Here is a 21272-nt window from a genome sequence, read left to right on the forward strand (position 1 = left end):
TTACCCTTTAAAAATTCGTTTCCAGAAACCTTTTTTCGCTATTTCCTCTCCATAACTGCCATAGCCGTAACCATAGCCATAAGCATAGGAATCAGACAGCACGATATCGTTTATTACTATTCCTATTTTTTTCATTTTTTTGGTACGGAACAGATCATCTACAATATGCAGCTGGTTTTTAAGCGTAAACTTATGCCGCACTAAATACAGGCAAACATCAGCATGGGGCTCAAGCAACTGGGCATCGGTAATTATACCTATTGGCGGGGCATCAATAATTATATAGTCAAACTGCGTTCTGAGCTCATCTATTAACTCCTTGGTACGCGGATTTAACAACGTTTCCGCAGGGTTTGGCGGGATAGGGCCAGAACTTACAATAAACAGGTCTTCGTGGATATCCAGAGGCTTTACAATATCCTTAGCGGTAAGGCTTTTGTCGACAACGTAATTGGTAAAACCAACACCATTGGAGGTATTTAATTTACCAGACATACCCGGTTTTCTTAAATCCAGCTCCATCAGCAACACACGCTTTCCGGTAATGGCCAACACATTGCCCAGGTTAATTGCCACAAAGGACTTTCCCTCTCCAGACATGCTGGAGGTAAGCAAAATAACCTTTGTTTTTTCGTTTTCGTTATGGTAAAAGGACAAATTGGTTCTTAATGCCCTGAACTGTTCTGAAATGGCAGACCTTGAATTGTCAGAAACAGCCAGGTTAGCCGAATCATCACTATGGCTAATTTCTCCTAAAATCGGAACCTCTGTGGCTTCAGTAATGTCCTCCTTGGTATTTATTTTATTATTTAAAACATCCAGCAGGTAGATGATCCCAATTGGGATGGCCAGACCCATAAACAAACCAACTAATGCCACTACAGATTTCTTTGGACTAAAAGGCTTAAATTCAGATTTTGGCGGATCAATAGTCCGCGAATTCGCGATATTAGAGGTTTTGGAAATCGCCGTTTCCTCACTCTTTTGCATCAGGTAGATGTATAGCTCCTGCTTAATCTGTTGTTGTCTGGCCAGGTTTAAATAATTTCTTTCGGTAGCAGGTATCTGCTGAACTTGTCCTTCAACCGATTTCATCTGTCCTTGCAACTGCGCCTTGGTAATCTCCAATCCGTTTTTAGTAGAGATCAGATTGGCCAGCATATCCGTGCGCATGTTCTTGATCTGTTTATCCAAATTGGTAATCACCGGGTTCGTTTCCGTTACACCAAGCAATCTTCTGTCGCGGTCTAAAAGCAAGGCATTATACTTATCAATTAATCCCGTAAAAACCATATCTCCCGGCAAAATTGAACTGGGTAGTACGCGGTTTCCACTTTCATCTTTTAAGTATTCCTGCAGATTCGATAGGATACTCAGCTGCGTTTCTACCTTCGACAACTCATTCATAAATGAACTGGTATTTTGCACCAGCAATTTAGATTGCTCGGTCATGTCGGCAAGGTTGTTTTTTTGCTTAAAACCCTGAATGTTCCCTTCCAGGTCACCCAGTTCCGAGCTGATAAAGGCCAGCCTGTTCCTTATAAATTTAATGGTACTGTCGGCAACTTCGTTTTTATCATCAATATTTCCCTGAACGTACTTATGAATGAGCTCGGTTAAAATGTCCTCACCTTTTTTAGGAATGGGGTGATTAATGGTCAGGTCAATTACCGTGATCAGCTTATTTCCAACTGATACGCTCAGGTCGTTCATTAATCCGGCTACCTTCTCATCTATGGAAACAATAGAGAACTTATAGCGTTCATCTTGAACAAAAAGCTGTCCGGGTGTTTTGGTAATGATAAATGTCCCGACTTTAGGGAAAGTGATTTTACCGTTAAACTCTACTACAGTATCTAACAGGCCAGATTTTAGCGAGATTTTGCCATTTTTCAGCAGTTCCAGATCAAAACCTGTTGCTTTAATGGTATCTTCCGGTACAACAAATTGAACTGTAAACGGGCTTTTGTAGATTTCTATGTCGTTAACACGTCCCTTTTTAATATAGGTAATATTAAGGTGCATGTCCTTTACCACCTGTTCCATCAGATACCTGGTCTGCAGAATTTCTGCTTCATTATCTACAGTGCTTTTGGTGCCAAGCAGGCCACCAAGATCACCAAGCGCATCGGCTGCGGCGCCAAGCGCGCTACCTCCCTTTTTTTCATCGTTTACTAAAACCCTTGCCGAAATCCGGAACATAGGGGTGGTGTATCGCAGGTATAAATAGGCCAGGCCTAAACAAACTATTACCGATAACAATATTAATGGCCATTTTCTGATAATCTTGGGCAGTAGCTTGCTAATATCCAGGCCTTCATCTTTTGGAAGTTGATTTGATCTTGTACTCATAGGGGATGATTACTAATGAAAAAATGATTAAAGCCTTGTAATTAAAATAATTAAAACGGAGAGCGCTGATCCGAGTATTGCAAAAGTCTGGGTTCTCGATGCGTTGTTCGCAGCTATACGTGCCTTATTTGGCTCTACGTAAATCACATCGTTCTGTTTCAAATAAAAATATGGGCTGTTAAATAATTCTGAGGAATTCAGGCTAAAGCGGGCGAATTCTTTCTTACCGTTGTTGTCACGGATAAGCAATACATTCTCTCGTTTGCCATAAATGGTGAGGTCGCCGGCAAGGCCAATCGCATCTAAAATGTTAACCTTCTCATTCGGCAAGGTATAAGCTGCAGGTCTTACCACCTCTCCTAATATGGTAATTTTGAAATTTGCGAAGCGTACCTGAACACTGGGATTGTTATAAAGTTCGGCAGCTTTTTTTCTGATAAGATCTCTTGCTTCAAAAGTAGTCAATCCCACAAGCTTGATCTTTCCAATAACCGCCAGTTCAATCTCTCCGTTCTTATCAACCAGATAACCGCTAACCTGCTGCTGACCAATGGTAGATGCTGAACTTGCTCCTAAGGCCTGTCCGGTGGTGGTTTGATTAACCACTGCCGAGCTTAGCGGATCTATTGTAAAAATAGACACAGCAAGTATGTCGTCGGGCTGAATTACAGGGTCTGTAAATTGAGCCGTCTTTTCCATTGCAGATTTATCTGCTAGGGAAATGTCCTGAAAGTACGGGACGTTCTTGGTGCTGACGCAGGAAGTAATAAACAATGTAATTAGCAATCCTGCTAAATTCTTTAAAGGGATACTGGGTTTTCTTTTTCTCATAGGTAGGTAGCAATAGTCTATAATAGGTAGATTCTAAAAAAGTGTTCCGACAAAAAGAGGTGCGTAATTTATTTGAGCAAGTAATTACAAAATCTTGAAGAAAAATGAAAATAAAGACTAAAAAAGGAATGAATATTAAAAAAATCCAAACATAACAGAAACTTAATACATAGTTTATCTTCATTTCACATGCAATCATAAGTAATTACTACGTAATCATCCCAAAAAGCACAATAATTGCAATAAAAAGAGGAATGATTGACCAAATATACTGAGATTATTACAAAAAATTAAGAAAAATCATTAATAAAAGTCACAATTAACATTAAAACAACCATAAATTAACATAAAAAACTTAAAATAAACCACATAAAAAATATATGTAAACAAAAAGGGTCCCAATTGGGACCCTTTAACATCATTAAAATGATTTATGTTACTCTACTGTAACCGATTTGGCCAGATTTCTTGGTTGATCTACATTACAGCCTCTCATTACTGCAATGTGGTAAGACAATAGTTGCAATGGTATAGTAGCCAATAAAGGCAAGAACGCTTCACTTGCATCAGGAATCTCAATGCAATAATCTGCCATTTTTCTAACTTCGGTATCACCTTCTGTTACAATTGCCAAAACAATTCCTTTTCTGGCTTTAACTTCCTGAATGTTGCTGATTACTTTTTCGTAAGATGAGTTTTTGGTTGCAATAACCACAACCGGCATCTCCTCGTCAATTAAGGCGATAGGACCGTGTTTCATTTCTGCAGCAGGATAACCCTCGGCATGGATGTACGAGATCTCCTTAAGCTTTAATGCACCTTCCAATGCTACAGGGAAACCACTCCCTCTGCCTAAGAACAAGCAGTTCCTTGAATCTTTAAATTTAGCGGAGATTTCTTTTATCAGGCCTTCTGATTGCAGTGCTTTTTCAATTTTCTGAGGGATGTTATCCAATTCGGTTAACAACTCTGTTAATTTTGAGCTTGTTAAGGTTCCTTTCTGTTGTGCAAGGTGGAAAGCGATCAAAGTTAACACGGTAACCTGGGCAGTAAAGGCTTTAGTTGAAGCCACACCAATTTCAGGACCGGCATGGGTATACGCACCAGCATGTGTAAGACGTGGAATAGACGCACCAACCACATTACATACCCCGAAAATAGTTGCCCCTTTTTCTTTGGCCATTTCAATAGCAGCCATGGTATCAGCAGTTTCTCCCGATTGAGAGATCGCAATTACTACATCTTTCTCGGTAATGATCGGGTTTCTGTATCTGAATTCCGAAGCATATTCAACTTCAACAGGAATTCTGGAGTACTCTTCAATTAAGTATTCGCCAACTAATCCGGCATGCCACGAAGTACCGCAGGCCACAATGATAATGCGATCTACATTTTTCAGTTTATGCGCAAACTCGCTGATTCCACCAAGCTGCACCCTTCCTTCGTTAGGATAGATACGACCTCTTAAACAATCTCTAACTGAACGTGGCTGCTCATAAATCTCTTTAAGCATGAAGTGATCGTAACCACCTTTTTCAAGCATTTCCAATTTCAAGTTCAGCTCCTGGATATAAGGAGTCTGCACCACGTTATCTAGCCTTTTGATCATTAACTCATCGCGTTTTAAAAATGCGATTTCGTTATCGTTCAGGTAGATCACGTTTTTAGTATATTCTACAATTGGTGTCGCATCAGAAGCGATAAAATATTCACCCTGGCCAACACCGATAACCATAGGACTACCTTTTCTTGCTGCAATCAGCTGATCAGGCTTTGCTTCGTCCATTACAACGATGGCATAAGCTCCGCTCACTTCATGAAGGGCAAGCCTTACTGCTTCCAGCAGGTCGATGTTTTCCTCTTTATAGATTTCTTCAATCAAGTGAATCAATACTTCAGTATCCGTATCACTGTTAAACTCATGCCCTTTGCTGATCAGCATTTCTTTCAGGGTAGCATAATTTTCAATGATTCCGTTATGGATGATGGATAAGTCGCCACTATGCGAAGTGTGCGGGTGCGAATTTCTGTCAGACGGAGCACCATGTGTTGCCCATCTGGTATGTCCGATACCAATGGTTCCAGAAAGGTTTTTGCCTTCAGCAAAATTTTCAAGTTCCTGTACTTTTCCGGCTTTCTTGTATATATTCAAACCGTCATTATTGATTAGTGCTATACCAGCGCTATCGTAACCGCGATATTCTAACCGCTTTAATCCTTTAATAACTAAAGGCCAGGCTTCTCTATGGCCTATGTAACCAACTATTCCACACATATTTTTTCAATAGGTAAATAAATAAAAAATGGGTAATAAAATTTGTCGAATTTACAGCTTTAAACTTGAATTTTATAATCCTTTTTTCTAAAAATCGGGGCCCAATGGCAAAATCAAACGTTTGCATGTTTTACCGCGCTACAGCATTCCCACTGCTCGTCAGCACCACTTAATCATTTCTCCTATCGAAATGACTGGGCAAACTATAGCATGATGTCATTGCAACTTTTTTGTGTTTTTAATACTTAAGCTCCGGAACAATTGTTTCCTTTTGGATAGCCACTTTTTCTGTTATCATTAATTACAACGTGTCGCGCAAGTTCATTGACCTGGACCCTATTTCATTGAACACACTAATTGACTCTGCCAATCATAATCTTTTCATAATGCGTGAAATTTTGCTTTCATTATCATCCACATGTTTCTGGTTAGGTATCTGAAATTCTTTCGAAAGAACAAATGAAAATTCAACTTTATCACGATGGTGACCCTAGATAAACCGTTAGAATTTTCCTGATCCTTGTAATACATCTATTCCAGTTTAATAACACAGGAGTTAATATTTAAACTAACGTCTTGCGCCTATCTGTTTTTGTCAATGAAAATTGACCACATTCTATTTAGAATAGAAACGTATATGAAACAACATCAAACTCCTTCAATTTGAAATTTCCTATTCTTGAATTCTGGAACAATAGTTTTCATTGTTTGCAACTAATTCACTAGCGAACTAGCGATATACACGCAACTTCTTTATATTACAATTTTCATATATTTACCACCCAAAAAGCATCTTATTAATATGGAATTTAGAAATGATATTCAAGGTTTAAGGGCAATTGCTGTTTTACTGGTTTTTACTTTCCATCTTTCGCCTCAAATTTTACCAGGTGGTTTTATTGGAGTGGATATATTTTTTGTCATTTCAGGTTACTTAATTTCATCAATTGTTTTACATAAGATAGATAATAATAAATTTTCTTTGCTAGATTTCTATTATGGCCGGATAAAAAGAATTGTCCCGGCGTATTTAGTATTATTAATTGCATTAGCAGCAATTTCAGCATTTATATTTGTTCCAAGTGATATAGCAGGTTTAAGAAAAGGGCTTTTTTGGTCAGCTATATTTAACTCAAATAATTATTTCGCGACATTGGACAATTATTTTGGAGCATCAAGTAATGAAAATCCAATTTTGCATACTTGGACACTTGCAGTGGAAATGCAGTTTTATCTATTCTTACCTATTCTGTTACTCTTTATAAAAAATAAAAAGATACTAATCCTAACCTTAACAATAATCACTTTAATATTCCTAGGATATGGAACGTTTGAAGTTTTATCCAATAATAAAGGTTCTATGTATTATTCTTTATTAGCCAGAAGTCCTGAATTTTTTATAGGAGTATTAGCAACTTTACTCCCCCTAAGGAATAATAGTTTCGTAAAAAGTAATTCTTTGTGGGTAAGCTTAATTGGAATATTAATAATTGGTGCGAGTTCCTTCTTGATTAATGAAACATCATTTTTCCCTGGAAGTTTAGCTGCTATTCCTTGCATAGGAACTGTATTAATTTTAATATCCTCCAACAATAGAATCAACAGCATACTAGCAAATAAATCATTTGTTTTTCTTGGTGAGGTCTCGTATTCAGTTTATTTATGGCATTGGCCTATAATGGCATTTATTAGGTACTATTATGGTATTAACGATTTTAATACTATTCAAATATTCTTGGTTATTTCATTAACCATTTTACTCTCTTTATTGTCCTATTTTCTTATTGAAAGAACTTTTAGAAACGCCACAGGCGCGAAATTTTATCTTCCTTTTGCATATATTTCTTTTACTATCGTCGCTTTAATAAATTATATTCCCTGGATGAATAAAAAGCTTATAAAACTTCCCATTGAATATATAGCTCCAACGATTGGCTTGGAATCTCATGGAAAGACATTTAAATCAGTTGAGACATATGGCGATACCTCCTATACAGGAAAAAAAATATTATTGATAGGTGACAGTCATGCATTAGGAATGAAGAATTATTTAGATATTTTAGGAAAGAAGAATTCATTCTCTTTTAAAACGGCAACAAATGATAGGTATCCTACATTACCCGGGCTTACACAGGAAACGATTAAAGAACACAGATATTATATCCAATATCAAGACTTAATTAATGAAGTGAACAAGATCATTCCAAAAACAGATATCATTATTTTGCAATTCTCCGGAAGCGGCGAATTATGGATCCCTGCCATAAAAAATTTGATTGATGGTTTAAAATCTAATCAAAGTTTAATTGTTCTTTCTGACTATCCTTCAGTAAATAAAAATCCCGTAAGAGAAAATAGGGGAGTAGTAAAAAATCCTAATAGAAACCAGAATTACGAGATAAGCTTTAAAACAATGTCTCCGCAAATTTTGAAAATTATAAACGCGAATTCCAATTGCTACTATCTAAATCTAGGAAAAAGTAGGGTATTTGAAAATGCTCCATTTTATAGAGACACCCTCATGTACTATGATAAAGGTCATCTGAATGCATATGGCTCTAGGGTTTATGCGGAAAATACAGAGAACGAATTTATGGAAACTTTGAATACTTTAATAGAGAGAAATTAATAAGTATTTCCAATCAATCTAAACTTCAATATCCCGAATCAAATCAACACCTATTTATACCAAATTATAATAAGCAACAGCATACTTAAGGCTATAAACCTTAACTTCTGCCACTAAGAGATATTGGGAGTAACTTTTTGGATCTTATTATATTCAGCCGTGAAGATCCTAAAACTTTCCGTATATAATTTAAATACAGTAAGTGAAATAAAAATAGATCTTAGGGACGGTGCAGACTTTAATGATTAGGCTAAAACAGGATGAAACTTAAATATAAGTGGTAGAATATGTTCATTTCTATCGTAATAAATTACAAATTGAAAATTATAGGACAACACCCCTTTCCTATACAACATCAAACTCTTCAAACTTAGAGTTCTTGCTTTTAAACTCCGGAACAATAGTTTTCATTTGGATAACGACTTTTCTGTTATCGTTGATTACAGCGTGTTCCACAAGTTTATAAATCTGGGCTTCTATTTCATTGAAAACATACTCACGCACTCTGCCAATCATGATCTTTTCATGATGCGTAGGCATGGTGTTTTCATTATCATTCAAAAGCTCCTCGTATAATTTTTCACCTGGCCTTAAGCCAGAGTAAGTGATTTTTATATCTTCATTAGGCACCAAACCTGCAAGACGAATCATCTTCTTAGCCAGTTCAACAATTTTAACAGATTTACCCATATCGAAAACAAAGATCTCTCCACCTTTACCCATGCAACCTGCTTCAAGCACTAACCTGCATGCTTCAGGGATGGTCATAAAATAACGGGTAATCTCTGGATGGGTAACCGTTACAGGGCCACCTTTTTCTATTTGCTGTTTAAACCTTGGAATTACTGATCCATTAGAGCCTAATACATTTCCGAAACGGGTAGTAATAAATCTGGTAATCGGTTTTACATTTAAATCATTAATGTATCCTAATCCATTTGAGAATACAAAATCATTAGTGGTTAAGGAGTTGTTCAATGATTGCACATAGATCTCCGCAATACGTTTAGACGCACCCATTATATTTGTCGGGTTAACTGCCTTATCGGTAGAGATCATAACAAATTTCTGAACACCATGCTTTACCGATAGGTCAGCAATTGTTTTTGTGCCCAGCACATTAGTTTTAATGGCCTCTGCCGGATTATCTTCCATCATAGGCACATGTTTATATGCTGCCGCATGATATACGTAGTGGGGCTTAAAGGTATCAAACAAGAAATTCATACGTTTCTCGTCTTTCACATCGCCAATGAAGGCATGGAAATTAATGTCTTTATGGGTTTCCTCAAGTTCAAGATATAGGTGATGCAAAGCAGTCTCGCTATGATCACATAGAATGATCAAGCCCGATTCAAATTTCAATACTTGTCTTACTATTTCGCTGCCAATAGATCCCGCAGCACCAGTAATTAGAATCCTTTTATCTTTTAATTGATTTTTTATACCCTCAGTATCGATTTGGATTGGCTTTCTGTTTAATAGATCTTCTATGTTGAGGTTCTGAATCTGTGCCGTACTTACATCACCACGCGCCCAAACATCCGGTGGTGGGATATTAAGTATCTTAACATCGTTCTCCAAACAAACATCAACGATTTGCTCTTTTCTATCCGAGGGGATGGTATAAGATGCAAATATCACTTCATCCACTTCGTGTTTGATGATTAAGGTCTCAAGCGTGGCTGCATCAAGAATCTTAACTCCATCAATGGTCTTACCAACCTTCCGCAGATCATCATCAACATAGGCAATGATTGTTTTATTTACCTTGGCATCATGATCAAAAGTTCTCTTGGTAGCAACTCCTGCTTCACCGGCACCATAGATAATTATCCTGATCTTGTCCAGCTTAGCGTTTTTTATGTACATAAAAAAGTACTTTACAATCACTCTGTAGGTTATTAAGAACAGGAAACTAAATAAGGAGTAAATAATTATAGTAACATTGCTAAGAATTCGATCCCCTCCTAATACGATAATAATTGCATTTGAAAAGAAAATTGTAAGAGAACTTAACACTACCGCAAATAGAATTCTGAACGAGTCCTGGGCACTTGTATATCGAACGATACCAGCAAAAGTTTTAATATTAAAAAAAACGAGGGTATTTACCACAACAACAAGTAATACCGATTTATATAAAGCTAATAAATTTATATTTTCTATTATAAAATTATTTTTAAGAACTTTTGCAAGCACGAGTGCAAATATACTCAAGCAAATATCTATTGTGAATATAATCCAGCGCGGTACGATTTCTAGTTTAGTGAACATTCATTGGGCGATTTTTATCCGAAAGCAAACTAACAATAATTAAACCAAATTTTAAATACCCATAAATAGGTATTTATTAAACCATAAAAAATGTAAAGCAAAAAGCCTTAATTAATTAGTAATTAAGGCTTTTTGGTGTTTATAAAATATTTAAAATACCCTTGAGATCCCTTTTATTACTCTCTCTAAATCTTCATCACTTAAATTTGATCCCGAAGGAAGACATAAACCATTGCGGAATAACTCTTCAGAGACTCCATTGCCATAAAAAGGACTAGTTGCAAAAACAGGCTGCATATGCATCGGTTTCCAAAGCGGTCTACTTTCAATGTTGTCTTCTAAAAGTATATTGTAAAGACTCTTTTTGTTAACCCCTTTAGTTTTAGCAGGATCCACATGAATTGTACTCAACCATCTGTTTGAAAAATAACCTTGAGGCTCTTCTAAAACACTTAGGCCTTCAAACACAGTTAATTCTTTTTTATAAAATTCAAAATTCGATCTTCTTTTATCTACGCGCTCCTGCAAAACTTCCATTTGCCCTCTACCAATTCCTGCAGAAACATTGCTCATTCTATAGTTATAACCAATAACACTATGCTCATAGTGATGTGCTTTATCTCTTGCTTGAGTTGCCAAAAACCGGGCTTGCTTAATATATTCTTCCTGATCAGAAATTAAAGCGCCCCCACCAGAGGTTGTAATAATTTTATTCCCATTAAATGAGAGGATACCCATTAGGCCAAAAGTGCCCATCGCTTTTCCATTGATACTTGAACCAAGAGCTTCCGCAGCATCTTCGATAACTGGAATCTCAAATTCGTTCGCAATGGCCATAATTTTATCCATTTGGGCAGGCATCCCATACAAATGTACAGGGATAATCGCCTTAGGCTTGTTGCCTTTTGCAATTCGGTCTGTGATGGCTTCGCGTAATAAATCCGGACACATATTCCAGGTTTCCTTCTCGCTATCTACAAAAACTGGTGTTGCTCCTACATATGAAATAGGATTGGCGCTTGCAGAAAAAGTCATAGATTGACAAATCACTTCATCGCCTGCTTTAACACCCAGCATAATTAAAGCAAGGTGAATCGCAGAAGTTCCGGAACTTAAGGCCGCGGCATATTTTGAACCAGTATAGGCAGCGAGGTCATTCTCAAAGCCATCAACGTGAGGACCAAGAGGGGCAATCCAATTAGTTTTGAAAGCTTCGGTAACATATTTAAGTTCATTATCTCCCATGTGTGGAGAAGAAAGCCATATTTTATCGTTCATTATGTTAGTTTATTGTATTTAATTATTCTTCCAGGATTACCCACTACTACGGCGTAATCTGGAACATCTCTTATCACCACTGATCCGGCACCAATCGTTGCCCATTTACCTATTTTTATTCCTTGTATAACGCTAGCACCAATGCCAATGTGGGTACCTTCTCCTACTGTCACATTTCCCCCTAGAGCAGCCTGCGGCGAGATGTGCACAAAATCGCCAAGATTACAATCATGGTCTACAGAGGAATTAGTATTAACAATTACGTATACCCCAATTATTGAGCCAGCATTAATTGTTGCGTTCGGCATTATGACTGTCCCAATCCCAATTGAAGAATACTTTGATATTGCACTTTTCGGATGAATCGCTACCGCAGTGTTTTCAGGTATTTCACCTGAAATTCTTTTTCTAATCAGATTGCTGCCTATCGCGATGATTACCTTATCAGTTTTCACTTTTTTAAATGCATCAAAATTCCCACGAACAGGGTATCCCATGAATACTTTAAGATCAGGATTTTCATCCCATACTCCATTAATTTGAATGTGAGATTCCAATAATATATCAACTATAACTTTGGAGTGTCCTCCTGCTCCTATAACGTGCATTTAATTTCCAGTAAATTTTTCCATAGTTACTGAGGTATCAGATGATATCCCCTCTTTAACTATCACCTTTTTAATAGTTAACAATATGATTTTCAAATCTAACCAAAAACTTAGATTATCTACATACCATACATCCAATTCAAATTTTTGCGCCCAACCAATCGCATTTCGCCCATTTATTTGCGCCCAACCAGTAATACCTGGGCGAACTTCATGTCGCCTATTTTGGTCTTTTGAATATAGAGGCAGGTATTCAGGGAGTAATGGTCTTGGCCCTACTAAACTCATATCACCTTTAATTACATTCAACAGCTGGGGTATTTCATCCAGAGATGTTTTACGAACAAAGGATCCTGCTGCTGTTAGCCGTTCTTTATCAGATAAGAGCTGTCCATTCGAACCTCTTCTGTCGTTCATAGTCTTGAACTTGATTATCTTAAACAGTTTTCCATGTCTCCCTGGCCTAACTTGAAAAAAAAATGGTTTACCCTGATTGGCTAGAAATAATAACAATGTCACTAAAAAGAGTACAGGCAATAAAAAAAGAAATCCCATTGAAGCAACTATGAAGTCTAAGAGCCTTTTAATTATATTTTTGTACATCTTTTTCTAATCTCTTATATTCAAGTAATAAAGCATCCCAAACAACCTTCTGCTCGTATCTTTCAACGATCATTTTTCTTGAATTACTTTTCAATTTGTTCATTAAATCTCTGTCACTAAGAAGTCTTATCATTCCTTCATATATGCCTTTTTTGTCTTTTGGTGGTATAATGATTCCGTTTTCTCCCTCTATTATTATCTCATTACAACCATTTATATCGGAAACAATTGAAGGAAGCCCCATTGAGCCAGCTTGCATTACCACATTGGGGAAACCTTCTCGGTAACTGGGAAACACTAATACATCAGAAACCAAGAAATAGGGTCGAACATCTGTTTGATAGCCTACGGAAATGATATTGGGATTATTTTCAATCTCCATCAAAGTACTTGTAATTAATGGGTCTAACTCGTGCTCCACTGGACCAACCAATAAGAGTTTAGTATTATTAATTTCATTGCTAATTTTCTTGTAAGCTTCTATGAGTTCATTTATACCCTTATCACCGACCAAACGACCGACAAAAATAAATACAAAATCATTCTTGTCAATCCCCAAAGTTTTTCTTAATTCTAATTTTTGGTTCAGGCTATAATGTTGAGATGAGAAAAAGGAAGTATTTATGCCATTTGAACTCCCATTGGCAATGACGTTTAATTTGTTGGGTGAGGCAAAGCGTTCTTTTACAATAAAATCATATAACCCGTTTGAGTTGGGATACACTGCAGTTGCACAACTATATGTGAATTTTTCCACAAAATTTAATACTCTTCTCTTAACACCCATGGTTTCCATCAGTGGTAATCCCGCTACAGTGTGTAATCGGACTGGCACACCAGCAATCTTTGCTGCAAACATTCCCACAATGCCAGCTTTTGGTGTATGAGTATGGACAATGAATGGTTTTTCCTTCTTAAAAAGTCTAACCATATTCACTAATGAACATAAATCTTTGAATGGTGAAATTACGCGTGTCATCTCTAAACCCACTACTTTAATACCTTCATCTTTCGCAACATCTTCCAATTCACTTCCTGCTGAAGACACCCCTGTAACATCATAGTATTTTGACATAAATTGATGTTGTCCTTTTAAAAGAGTCTTTAACGAAATTGGGACAGTAGTAATTCTAAATAGCTTTAACATTCTTACTTGAAAATATTGATTATCTATTTAATTCGTTGTACAAACTTAATAAGGAGTTGGCCATGCTCGTAACCTCGAAATTATCAATAGCATATTTTCGTGCGTTTTCTATGGTCTCTTTTAAATTACCATTATCGATATCAAATTTTAACCGCTTAAAAGAATCAATTGCATCATTATGATTGTGTGGATCAAAAAAATATTTGTGATACTCATGATATACCGATTCGTCAAACGCAGGAAGATTAGAAGCGCAAATTGGCACTTTCATATATTGAGCCTCCACAAGTACATTTGCAAATCCTTCGATGATGGAAGGGAAAAAAAACATGTTTGCTACAGATAAGTATGTTCCAATATTTGAGTCAAAGCCCGCTAAATAAACATAATCATTCAATTCTAACTCCTCTATTTTTAGCGTAATTGCCGAGCTCAACTCTCCCCCACCTACCAGTATAAGTCTATAGTCATTTTTTTTTGGCTCCAATAATTTAAAACAATCCAATAAGAACATATGGTTCTTTGGCGATCGCATGGAACCAATGTGCAGAATATTAAATCGGCTATTTTTTATAAAATCATTTAAAATTGAACTATCAATAGCCCCGCCACTTAGCTCTATAAAGTCAACGCCATTGTGAATTACTTTAAATTTCTTATTATTATCCCAATTTTTAAAATTAACATTCAAATTTGCACGTGAATGTCCTACTATTCTATCAGCTAGACCGAGAACGATCAATTTATGAAGCTTAAGTTGTTGTTTTAAAAGAAATCCAATAGGAAAAATATTCTTGTACTTTCCAAAACCAACTGGTTTTGAACTATGAATAGACACTATGCTTGATCTATTCATAAAAAAAGCAGCTAATACAAAGCCTCCTGAAGTATAACTGAATCTGCTATGAACTATATCGATTTTATATTTTTTTATTACTTTGAGCAACTGGATGCAATCCAACAAAATACTTCCAGTTTTTTTTATACTTACAATTTCCACACCATTTTCCAGAAATCTCTTTTCCAGTTCCCCATGGGTTTGGAAACAACATATAATTAGGCTATCCCCATTTTTGCCTAAGTAAGGCAGACAATTAAGCAAAGTCTTTTCAACTCCACCCATATTCAATGAATTGACCAGAGTTAGAATTCTCATTTTACAAAATTTAATTTCATACGTTTTTTTAGATAATTATTATTCCAGATGATGTATAAATGATAAAATATAAAGAAGTCAATGTAACCAATGTATGCTATAACATCTGTAAATACCCTAAGGGAAATTGACAGTAGCAACAGGCATAGAAAAGGTGATTTCCAGATTTTCAGCAAAAATGTAAGTAAAATAAGGCCAATGAACATCGCTCCAATGAGTCCAAATTGCGAGTGAACTAATAAATAGGAGTTATGAAAGTTCCCATGATGGAGGGTAAAGGGGTAATGATCCGGTGATATTCCAGTAAAAAAAGTCTGAAGATTAATTCTATCAATATAGTCACGAAGAATCATATCCCTCTCATCCAAATCTATCCCCTTTTCATTGAATTTCCTAAATGCTAAATTGGAGATCTCTGATATTGTATCACTTAAAAGAAGTACAGTTGAAAATAAAGAAATAACGAGGAAAACAAATATTTTATACTTTAGTGGTTTGCTCGAGATTAAGTAAAAAGTAACAGCTGCAAATAGTATTATAGCCCCACCAATCGTCCCTCTTCCAAGGTAACTAATTGCAGCAATTAGAACGACAATTGCAACTTGCAATTTCATTTTATCTTTATTAACATAACACAAAAGATAATAATATACCCCCAAAGACAAGGCTAACCATCCCACAAAATTCTCACTACCACCTGCCAGCATCCCTCTTAAGGTTTGACCTAAAACAAGAGTATAAAAAAAAGTATATGCGACGAAAATATATAATAAAATTTTAATATATAATTGATTAATCCTGTAACGAATTAATAATATTAGCAACGAAAAATGCATAATTAGCCTTAGTGGAATCGTCGTAATGCGACCCTGGAAAGCATAAAGAATAAAGAAAGAATAACCTGCAGTGATTAAAAATAGCATAAACATGCCAATTTTATAATTGACGATGTATTTGAACTGCGTGGCAAAAATTACTAACCCTATAAAAATGAATGCAAAATCAAAAAATGATTTATTTAAAAAGAAAAAGCTTAGGATTTCTAAGGCTAGGAAAAGTGTTACAATTAGTGAAGGTAAATCGAACTGTACTTTTTTTAAAGGCAACATCCTTACTGGTTTATTTTTAGATTTTTATTCTTCAATCTGACTTTTTCAACAAAGGAATTGTCTTTATCAACGATTTTTCCTCCCTTGTCATAAATCATAGGATTACTAATATTTATTTTGGGAATAAATCCCCACTCCATAACCTTTTCTCTTTCCTTAGATGGCCCGAAAATCATTGGGTCACTCTGTCCATACCATTTAGGATTTATAACATTAATACTTCCGTTTAAAATCATATTGTTTGAATTCGGGTTCTTGAGTCTTCCATTAATACGCATTCCCGATTTAGATTTCACATCTATATGATCAGCAATTGTTATTTGAACATCTTTTTTGATTCCTGAGCGTGTCATATTCTTAGGAACAAGTCCAGATAGAATAACTGAAATTCCATCTCCAGCATTATTTTCTGTTACTATTCCGTTGACTTTGATATTTTCTATAATGTCAGACGGGTTATTAGGCTCAATATCAATACCACTTTGCGGAGCAGTGCCATTTGTATTCGATACATACAAATTATCAAGGGTAATATTTCTTCCAGAGGTAATTGAGATCCCATTTCTCCTGTTATTACTAATTCGGGTATAAGATATACTCACTGCTTCACTCGTCACTCCATTATCATTCCCAACATATATACCGTCTCCCCAGCAATTATTTATTTGCCCTCCAATTATCGAAATATTTTTTGAGCCACGTATAGATATCCCCATTCCCCATTCCCCTATCTTACTTAAGTGCTTATTTCTGTCTCCCACAATGTTTGGGTAATAAACTTTAACATTAGCAACGTCAATAATACTTATTATCACGTAATCTTTTCGCTTATTAGGTTTAACTAAGATTCTTGAATTCCTTTGAAATATAAGTATCGAATTATCTCTAAGTTTCAAACCATTTTCATTTATCAGTACTGGAAATGCAGGCATAAGAACAATAGATTGTTTATCAATAGCAGTTTGCAAAAATTGAGTATAGTCAGCGCCACCATTTTGGACATAACCAGCTGGAAGTACCTTTGTCATATCGAATGCTTGTTTTTTCAGCTCATTAGATACGGAAACATATTCTGACGGCACACTCTTTCTTGTATAAAATTGTTGCTGGCCATAAGAATCTAAAACTAGACATATACATCCTATAAATATCAGACTAAAAAATGTCGAATGCATTCTCTTGAATCTAAAAGTTCTATTAGGCAAAGAAATGGAATCAATTACTCTCATGATATTTAATGTTTTAATGAAATTTTTCCTGGTTTTTTAAATTACGATAATGATCTTGATCTCTATATTTAAAAACTTTAGCTGGATGCCCACCTGCAATACCAAAATCAGGGATATCGGTTACAACAACACTTCCGGCCTGAATAATAGCACCTTCACCAATGGTTACCCCTCCTAGAATAATTACTCTATGACCAATCCAAACATTATCCTTAATAGTAACATTTCTTTTAATATATGTTTTATCGTAAGGGATTGCATCTCCATTAATGTTGTGGTTCTGAGCAATAATTCTGCATTCAGCTCCAGAATGAAAATTATCTCCAATTTGTACAATTCCCCCTTTTGATATTAGCATCCCGTTAAAATTTACATTTGAACCTAAATGTACATTTTTATTAACGATGGTTTTTCTATTGGCCTTTACTCTACCTTTATACGATCCGCAACTTTTACGTACCAAGTACGTCCAAAAGTACGATCTAATTTGACTATATAAACTTAATATTTTCATTCTTCTATTTAATATTCAAATTTAGAAATATCTGGATATAAGGAACTTGATGTTTTAAATGTATAAATTTTCGCCCCCATATTCTCCGTTGCAAAGCGATTTTGTTCAATAACTATGTCTTTCACTGTATATAAGCGTGTAGAAGAATCCATATGTTCGTGCTTCTCTCTATTATTATTTAGTTCGCTAAGCGTCCTAAGCATAGGATACTTCTCATAATTAATTTCTTTATCATAAAAATGTGCCCCATCATTCATATCTATTCCACAAAGGACGATCTTCTTAAATCCCAGAATAAGAGCTAAGGGAATTAACTCCCCTATTGTGCTACCGAATTTTGGAATCGGTAATACTTCTTTCGTAGAAGTGAGAAATCCATTCTTGTTTAACACTTGCATAAAGAGGTATGGATTAACCTTATTTTTAGAACTAATTGGGCATTCCGGCATTAGAAAAATATTTTCCCTAAAGTTGTTCTTTATAAACGTGCCAATTTTTGAATTAAAGAATTTTTGGTTATTGACACCATCTCCTCTCGCAAAAAAATTCACTTTAGTGTACCTCTCTTTTTTATCTGTCAACATATCTGTCATTAATTGATCTAAGCTATCGGCAAATGCCTTTTGCTTGTCATCACTTCTTCTATAAACAGATTGGATAATGTAAGCGGATGGGATAAAATCATGACAAAACCAAAAGTTAAATCCCCATGATTCATTTTTCTTTATATAAGACCATTCTTCATCTGTTATTTCGTTTATACTCGGGCCACTACCTAATATAAACAGCGTATCTGACTTTTTATTATCCGAAATACTTTTAGTATTTAAATAGTTATAGCCATCTTTTACTGAACCCTTTATAGCTATTATTGATTTAAGAGTCTCATTAAGCATAAGTAAGGCTGTTTTATAATCTCTGACCATAACAAATTTAAAGACACGATTAAAGCCTTTCCTGTGATATGGGAGAAGCTCTTTAATAAGAACGTATCTCTTTAATAATTGTATAAATTCTTTTAATTTATTCATATTAAATTGTTAAATAGTTAAACGTTAACAAGATTCGGATTGTTCAATATCACAACTATTGTCTTTTTTATATTTAATAACTCTTTACGGTTTAAAACCAAAAATATTAATAGAACAATAATATAGAGGAAGTAGTTATTATAGGAAGATAATGACACGTACATGCTAAATAAATACGGCACAAGTAATCTTATGGGGAAAGCATCCATAATTATTTCTTTATAATCTACAGGTATTTCCAAAATACTTCTACAAGCAATAGCTAGTAAAAAAAGAAAAGTGAAATAAGAAATTACAATTGAAAATATTGCTATATGAGGGGGCACAAAGAAATAAAAGACTAATATTAACCCCGCTATAACATTTACAGTTAAAGAAATAAATGCTATTGAACCTAGTTTTCTATCTCTGCCTTTAGCTATAAGGAGCTCCTGAAATCCATAGCAATTATTATATATAATAAGACCTAAAACAGTCAGGCTAAACATAGAAACAGCACCAGTGTACTTCGGTATAAAATAAATGAACAAAGGGAAAAAGAGTATTGCGAGATGGGCAACTAAATGAGTCATTGTCATATACTCTTGTCTCGGGCCTGAAATTAAAGCTAAAGCGTCCTTACCACTTTTTGATAAACGATTAATTAATTTTGGAAATACCAAGAATGAAAATGATTTAAACAATAAAATAATTGCATTAGCTAAAGAGAAAGCAAAAGTAAATAATCCAAATTCTTCTACAGTATATTTCATACTAACAAATGAACGCGTAGAGTAAAGGATAAAATAGAAGCTGGAGCTATAAAGAAACAGATGAAGCCCTTTTTTCATAAGCTTTTTAGTTAATTCAAAATTCCAACTAAATTTTATCTTGATCGGTAATTTTATAAGACATAAAGCAACTGTCAATATTAATGATACGGGTACAAGCCATAACATTATTAATAAAAGAACCTCACCTTTAAAGAAAAACATAAATAAGAAGTTCAGAATTGGCAATAAACTCTGACAAATTGAAATAATCTGAATATCCCCATAAATTCTCAATAACGACAAGAGCGTCGGGACAAAGTAATTGAGGATAATACTTAGGATTACGACTAAATAATAGTGTGAAAAATTGTACTTATCACCAAGACCAATACTTGAATTCTGAATAAGGATTAAAAACATACATGCTAAGGCGCAGAGAACAAATTCAATAATAATAGTTGACCCCAATAATTCTGATACATATTCATTGTCCTCCTTGTGTATTGATCCCAATGCGTTAAATGATTGAGTTACTCCAAAATCAATTTGATTAAAATATTGAATTATTAAATTCGAAAAGCCCCAAACTCCTAAATAATAGGGCCCCAAATTCACTGCAATTATTATGGAATTTATAAACTGCAGTAAATAGATGAGATATCGACTAGATAAATAAACAATTATCTTGTTTCCCAATACTTTTTTAATTAGACTTTTACTCACATTTCAAATATTTAATAATAATTTTAAATTAAATGGCTATAAAAACTACAGATAATTTGTTTTTATTTTCTTCCTTTGGTTTGTTTACCCATCAAAAACTCTGCAAAATTAAAATCATCGATTGTATCTATATCGACTGATTTTATCGCATCCATCAAATATGCGAATGAGTTTTCTGTGTAATAATTATCATTCTCAATTAAATGGGTTTTGAAGATGTAAATTGCCCCATTTGGAAAATACGAAGTTCTTTCTAATTGACGATTAGTTGCTACATTCTCAAAAATATTTTCAAATCTCCCGCTTTCATCAATGTATTTGTGCCATTTAATAGGATGATGTTCTTTACAATAGCTAACGATTGAGTCTGCATTTCTATCTTTAAACAATTTAATAGCATCATCAATGTCTTGACCTGTCCTAAAGGGACTTGTTGGTTGCAAAACTATAAACTCATTAATAAGGATGTCTTCTTTGTTCTCTAATTCTTTAATTGTATATCTGTATACATCAATAGATCGAGAATTATCGTCAGCTAAATGATCAGGGCGCATAAATGGGCATTCCGCTCCATAAGAAATAGCGACAGCAGCTATTTTTTCACTATCGGTACTTACTATCACTTTTGAAACGTACTTAGCTGAGATGGCAGCTTCAATTGTATATGCAATCAGAGGCTTTCCGTTAAGCATTTTTATATTTTTGTCTGGCAACCCTTTTGAACCGCCTCTAGCTGGAATAATGGCTAACATATGAAA

16 protein-coding genes are annotated in these 21272 nt (G+C 35.0%); 1 reads left to right on the forward strand and 15 read right to left on the reverse strand.

The window, feature by feature from the left end; translation table 11 throughout:
- The 3 genes from AC1DDK_RS19395 to glmS all read right to left on the reverse strand — a co-directional run bounded on the left by AC1DDK_RS19395 (position 1) and on the right by glmS (position 5458).
- Entirely contained in the window at positions 1-2352 is a 2352-nt protein-coding gene (locus tag AC1DDK_RS19395; protein WP_337718127.1) for a GumC family protein, read from the reverse strand.
- A 27-nt stretch (positions 2353-2379) separates the two neighbouring features.
- On the reverse strand, positions 2380-3183 hold the full coding sequence (locus tag AC1DDK_RS19400; RefSeq protein WP_048903529.1) for a polysaccharide biosynthesis/export family protein: 804 nt from the start codon (positions 3181-3183) through the stop codon (positions 2380-2382).
- A 436-nt stretch (positions 3184-3619) separates the two neighbouring features.
- Positions 3620-5458, reverse strand: a complete 1839-nt coding sequence (gene glmS / locus AC1DDK_RS19405; RefSeq protein WP_337718125.1) for a glutamine--fructose-6-phosphate transaminase (isomerizing) — start codon at positions 5456-5458, stop codon at positions 3620-3622.
- Between the two features lie 802 nt (positions 5459-6260).
- Between glmS and AC1DDK_RS19410 the strand changes: the two genes are divergently transcribed.
- The gene (locus AC1DDK_RS19410; protein ID WP_337718123.1) at positions 6261-8087 is read left to right on the forward strand and encodes an acyltransferase family protein; all 1827 of its coding nucleotides are present in this window, start codon (positions 6261-6263) and stop codon (positions 8085-8087) included.
- A 345-nt stretch (positions 8088-8432) separates the two neighbouring features.
- Here the strand turns inward: AC1DDK_RS19410 and AC1DDK_RS19415 are convergent, their stop codons facing one another.
- The 12 genes from AC1DDK_RS19415 to AC1DDK_RS19470 all read right to left on the reverse strand — a co-directional run bounded on the left by AC1DDK_RS19415 (position 8433) and on the right by AC1DDK_RS19470 (position 21266).
- Positions 8433-10364: a polysaccharide biosynthesis protein gene (locus AC1DDK_RS19415; RefSeq protein WP_337718122.1), complete on the reverse strand. Its 1932-nt coding sequence runs from the start codon at positions 10362-10364 to the stop codon at positions 8433-8435.
- Between the two features lie 150 nt (positions 10365-10514).
- Positions 10515-11642 carry a DegT/DnrJ/EryC1/StrS family aminotransferase gene (locus tag AC1DDK_RS19420; protein ID WP_337718120.1) on the reverse strand — a complete coding sequence of 376 codons (1128 nt, stop codon included), beginning with the start codon at positions 11640-11642 and terminating at the stop codon, positions 10515-10517.
- Positions 11642-12250: an acetyltransferase gene (locus tag AC1DDK_RS19425; RefSeq protein WP_337718118.1), complete on the reverse strand. Its 609-nt coding sequence runs from the start codon at positions 12248-12250 to the stop codon at positions 11642-11644. The genes AC1DDK_RS19420 and AC1DDK_RS19425 overlap by 1 nt, the downstream gene beginning before the upstream one ends.
- Positions 12251-12853 (reverse strand): sugar transferase, encoded by a 603-nt coding sequence (locus AC1DDK_RS19430; RefSeq protein ID WP_337718116.1) that lies wholly within the window; start codon positions 12851-12853, stop codon positions 12251-12253.
- Positions 12834-13928, reverse strand: coding sequence for a glycosyltransferase family 4 protein (locus AC1DDK_RS19435; protein WP_337718114.1), 1095 nt, complete (start codon positions 13926-13928; stop codon positions 12834-12836). Before AC1DDK_RS19435 ends, AC1DDK_RS19430 begins: the two co-directional genes overlap by 20 nt.
- Before the next feature lie 91 nt (positions 13929-14019).
- Positions 14020-15156 (reverse strand): glycosyltransferase, encoded by a 1137-nt coding sequence (locus AC1DDK_RS19440; RefSeq protein ID WP_337718112.1) that lies wholly within the window; start codon positions 15154-15156, stop codon positions 14020-14022.
- Complete coding sequence (locus tag AC1DDK_RS19445; RefSeq protein WP_337718110.1) at positions 15153-16265, reverse strand: hypothetical protein; 1113 nt, start codon at positions 16263-16265, stop codon at positions 15153-15155. Before AC1DDK_RS19445 ends, AC1DDK_RS19440 begins: the two co-directional genes overlap by 4 nt.
- A gap of 2 nt (positions 16266-16267) precedes the next feature.
- Positions 16268-17494, reverse strand: coding sequence for a right-handed parallel beta-helix repeat-containing protein (locus tag AC1DDK_RS19450; RefSeq protein WP_337718108.1), 1227 nt, complete (start codon positions 17492-17494; stop codon positions 16268-16270).
- Positions 17495-17507: 13 nt separating this feature from the next.
- Entirely contained in the window at positions 17508-18008 is a 501-nt protein-coding gene (locus AC1DDK_RS19455) for an acyltransferase (RefSeq protein WP_337718106.1), read from the reverse strand.
- An 8-nt stretch (positions 18009-18016) separates the two neighbouring features.
- Positions 18017-19039: a hypothetical protein gene (locus AC1DDK_RS19460; protein ID WP_337718104.1), complete on the reverse strand. Its 1023-nt coding sequence runs from the start codon at positions 19037-19039 to the stop codon at positions 18017-18019.
- Between the two features lie 17 nt (positions 19040-19056).
- A complete protein-coding gene (locus AC1DDK_RS19465; RefSeq protein ID WP_337718102.1) occupies positions 19057-20514 on the reverse strand; it encodes an MATE family efflux transporter in 1458 nt (485 codons plus the stop codon).
- 62 nt (positions 20515-20576) lie between these two features.
- Positions 20577-21266 (reverse strand): acylneuraminate cytidylyltransferase family protein, encoded by a 690-nt coding sequence (locus AC1DDK_RS19470; RefSeq protein ID WP_337718100.1) that lies wholly within the window; start codon positions 21264-21266, stop codon positions 20577-20579.
- Positions 21267-21272: the final 6 nt, after the last annotated feature.

This window comes from Pedobacter sp. 05T44 (assembly GCF_056395985.1).

Coding starts and splice junctions, on each gene's coding strand:
- AC1DDK_RS19395 (WP_337718127.1), bottom strand. CDS start 2,352: ATGAGTACAAGATCAAATCAACTTCCAAAAGATGAAGGCCTGGATATT.
- AC1DDK_RS19400 (WP_048903529.1), bottom strand. CDS start 3,183: ATGAGAAAAAGAAAACCCAGTATCCCTTTAAAGAATTTAGCAGGATTG.
- glmS (WP_337718125.1), bottom strand. CDS start 5,458: ATGTGTGGAATAGTTGGTTACATAGGCCATAGAGAAGCCTGGCCTTTA.
- AC1DDK_RS19410 (WP_337718123.1), top strand. CDS start 6,261: ATGGAATTTAGAAATGATATTCAAGGTTTAAGGGCAATTGCTGTTTTA.
- AC1DDK_RS19415 (WP_337718122.1), bottom strand. CDS start 10,364: ATGTTCACTAAACTAGAAATCGTACCGCGCTGGATTATATTCACAATA.
- AC1DDK_RS19420 (WP_337718120.1), bottom strand. CDS start 11,642: ATGAACGATAAAATATGGCTTTCTTCTCCACACATGGGAGATAATGAA.
- AC1DDK_RS19425 (WP_337718118.1), bottom strand. CDS start 12,250: ATGCACGTTATAGGAGCAGGAGGACACTCCAAAGTTATAGTTGATATA.
- AC1DDK_RS19430 (WP_337718116.1), bottom strand. CDS start 12,853: ATGTACAAAAATATAATTAAAAGGCTCTTAGACTTCATAGTTGCTTCA.
- AC1DDK_RS19435 (WP_337718114.1), bottom strand. CDS start 13,928: ATGTCAAAATACTATGATGTTACAGGGGTGTCTTCAGCAGGAAGTGAA.
- AC1DDK_RS19440 (WP_337718112.1), bottom strand. CDS start 15,156: ATGAGAATTCTAACTCTGGTCAATTCATTGAATATGGGTGGAGTTGAA.
- AC1DDK_RS19445 (WP_337718110.1), bottom strand. CDS start 16,265: ATGTTGCCTTTAAAAAAAGTACAGTTCGATTTACCTTCACTAATTGTA.
- AC1DDK_RS19450 (WP_337718108.1), bottom strand. CDS start 17,494: ATGAGAGTAATTGATTCCATTTCTTTGCCTAATAGAACTTTTAGATTC.
- AC1DDK_RS19455 (WP_337718106.1), bottom strand. CDS start 18,008: ATGAAAATATTAAGTTTATATAGTCAAATTAGATCGTACTTTTGGACG.
- AC1DDK_RS19460 (WP_337718104.1), bottom strand. CDS start 19,039: ATGAATAAATTAAAAGAATTTATACAATTATTAAAGAGATACGTTCTT.
- AC1DDK_RS19470 (WP_337718100.1), bottom strand. CDS start 21,266: ATGTTAGCCATTATTCCAGCTAGAGGCGGTTCAAAAGGGTTGCCAGAC.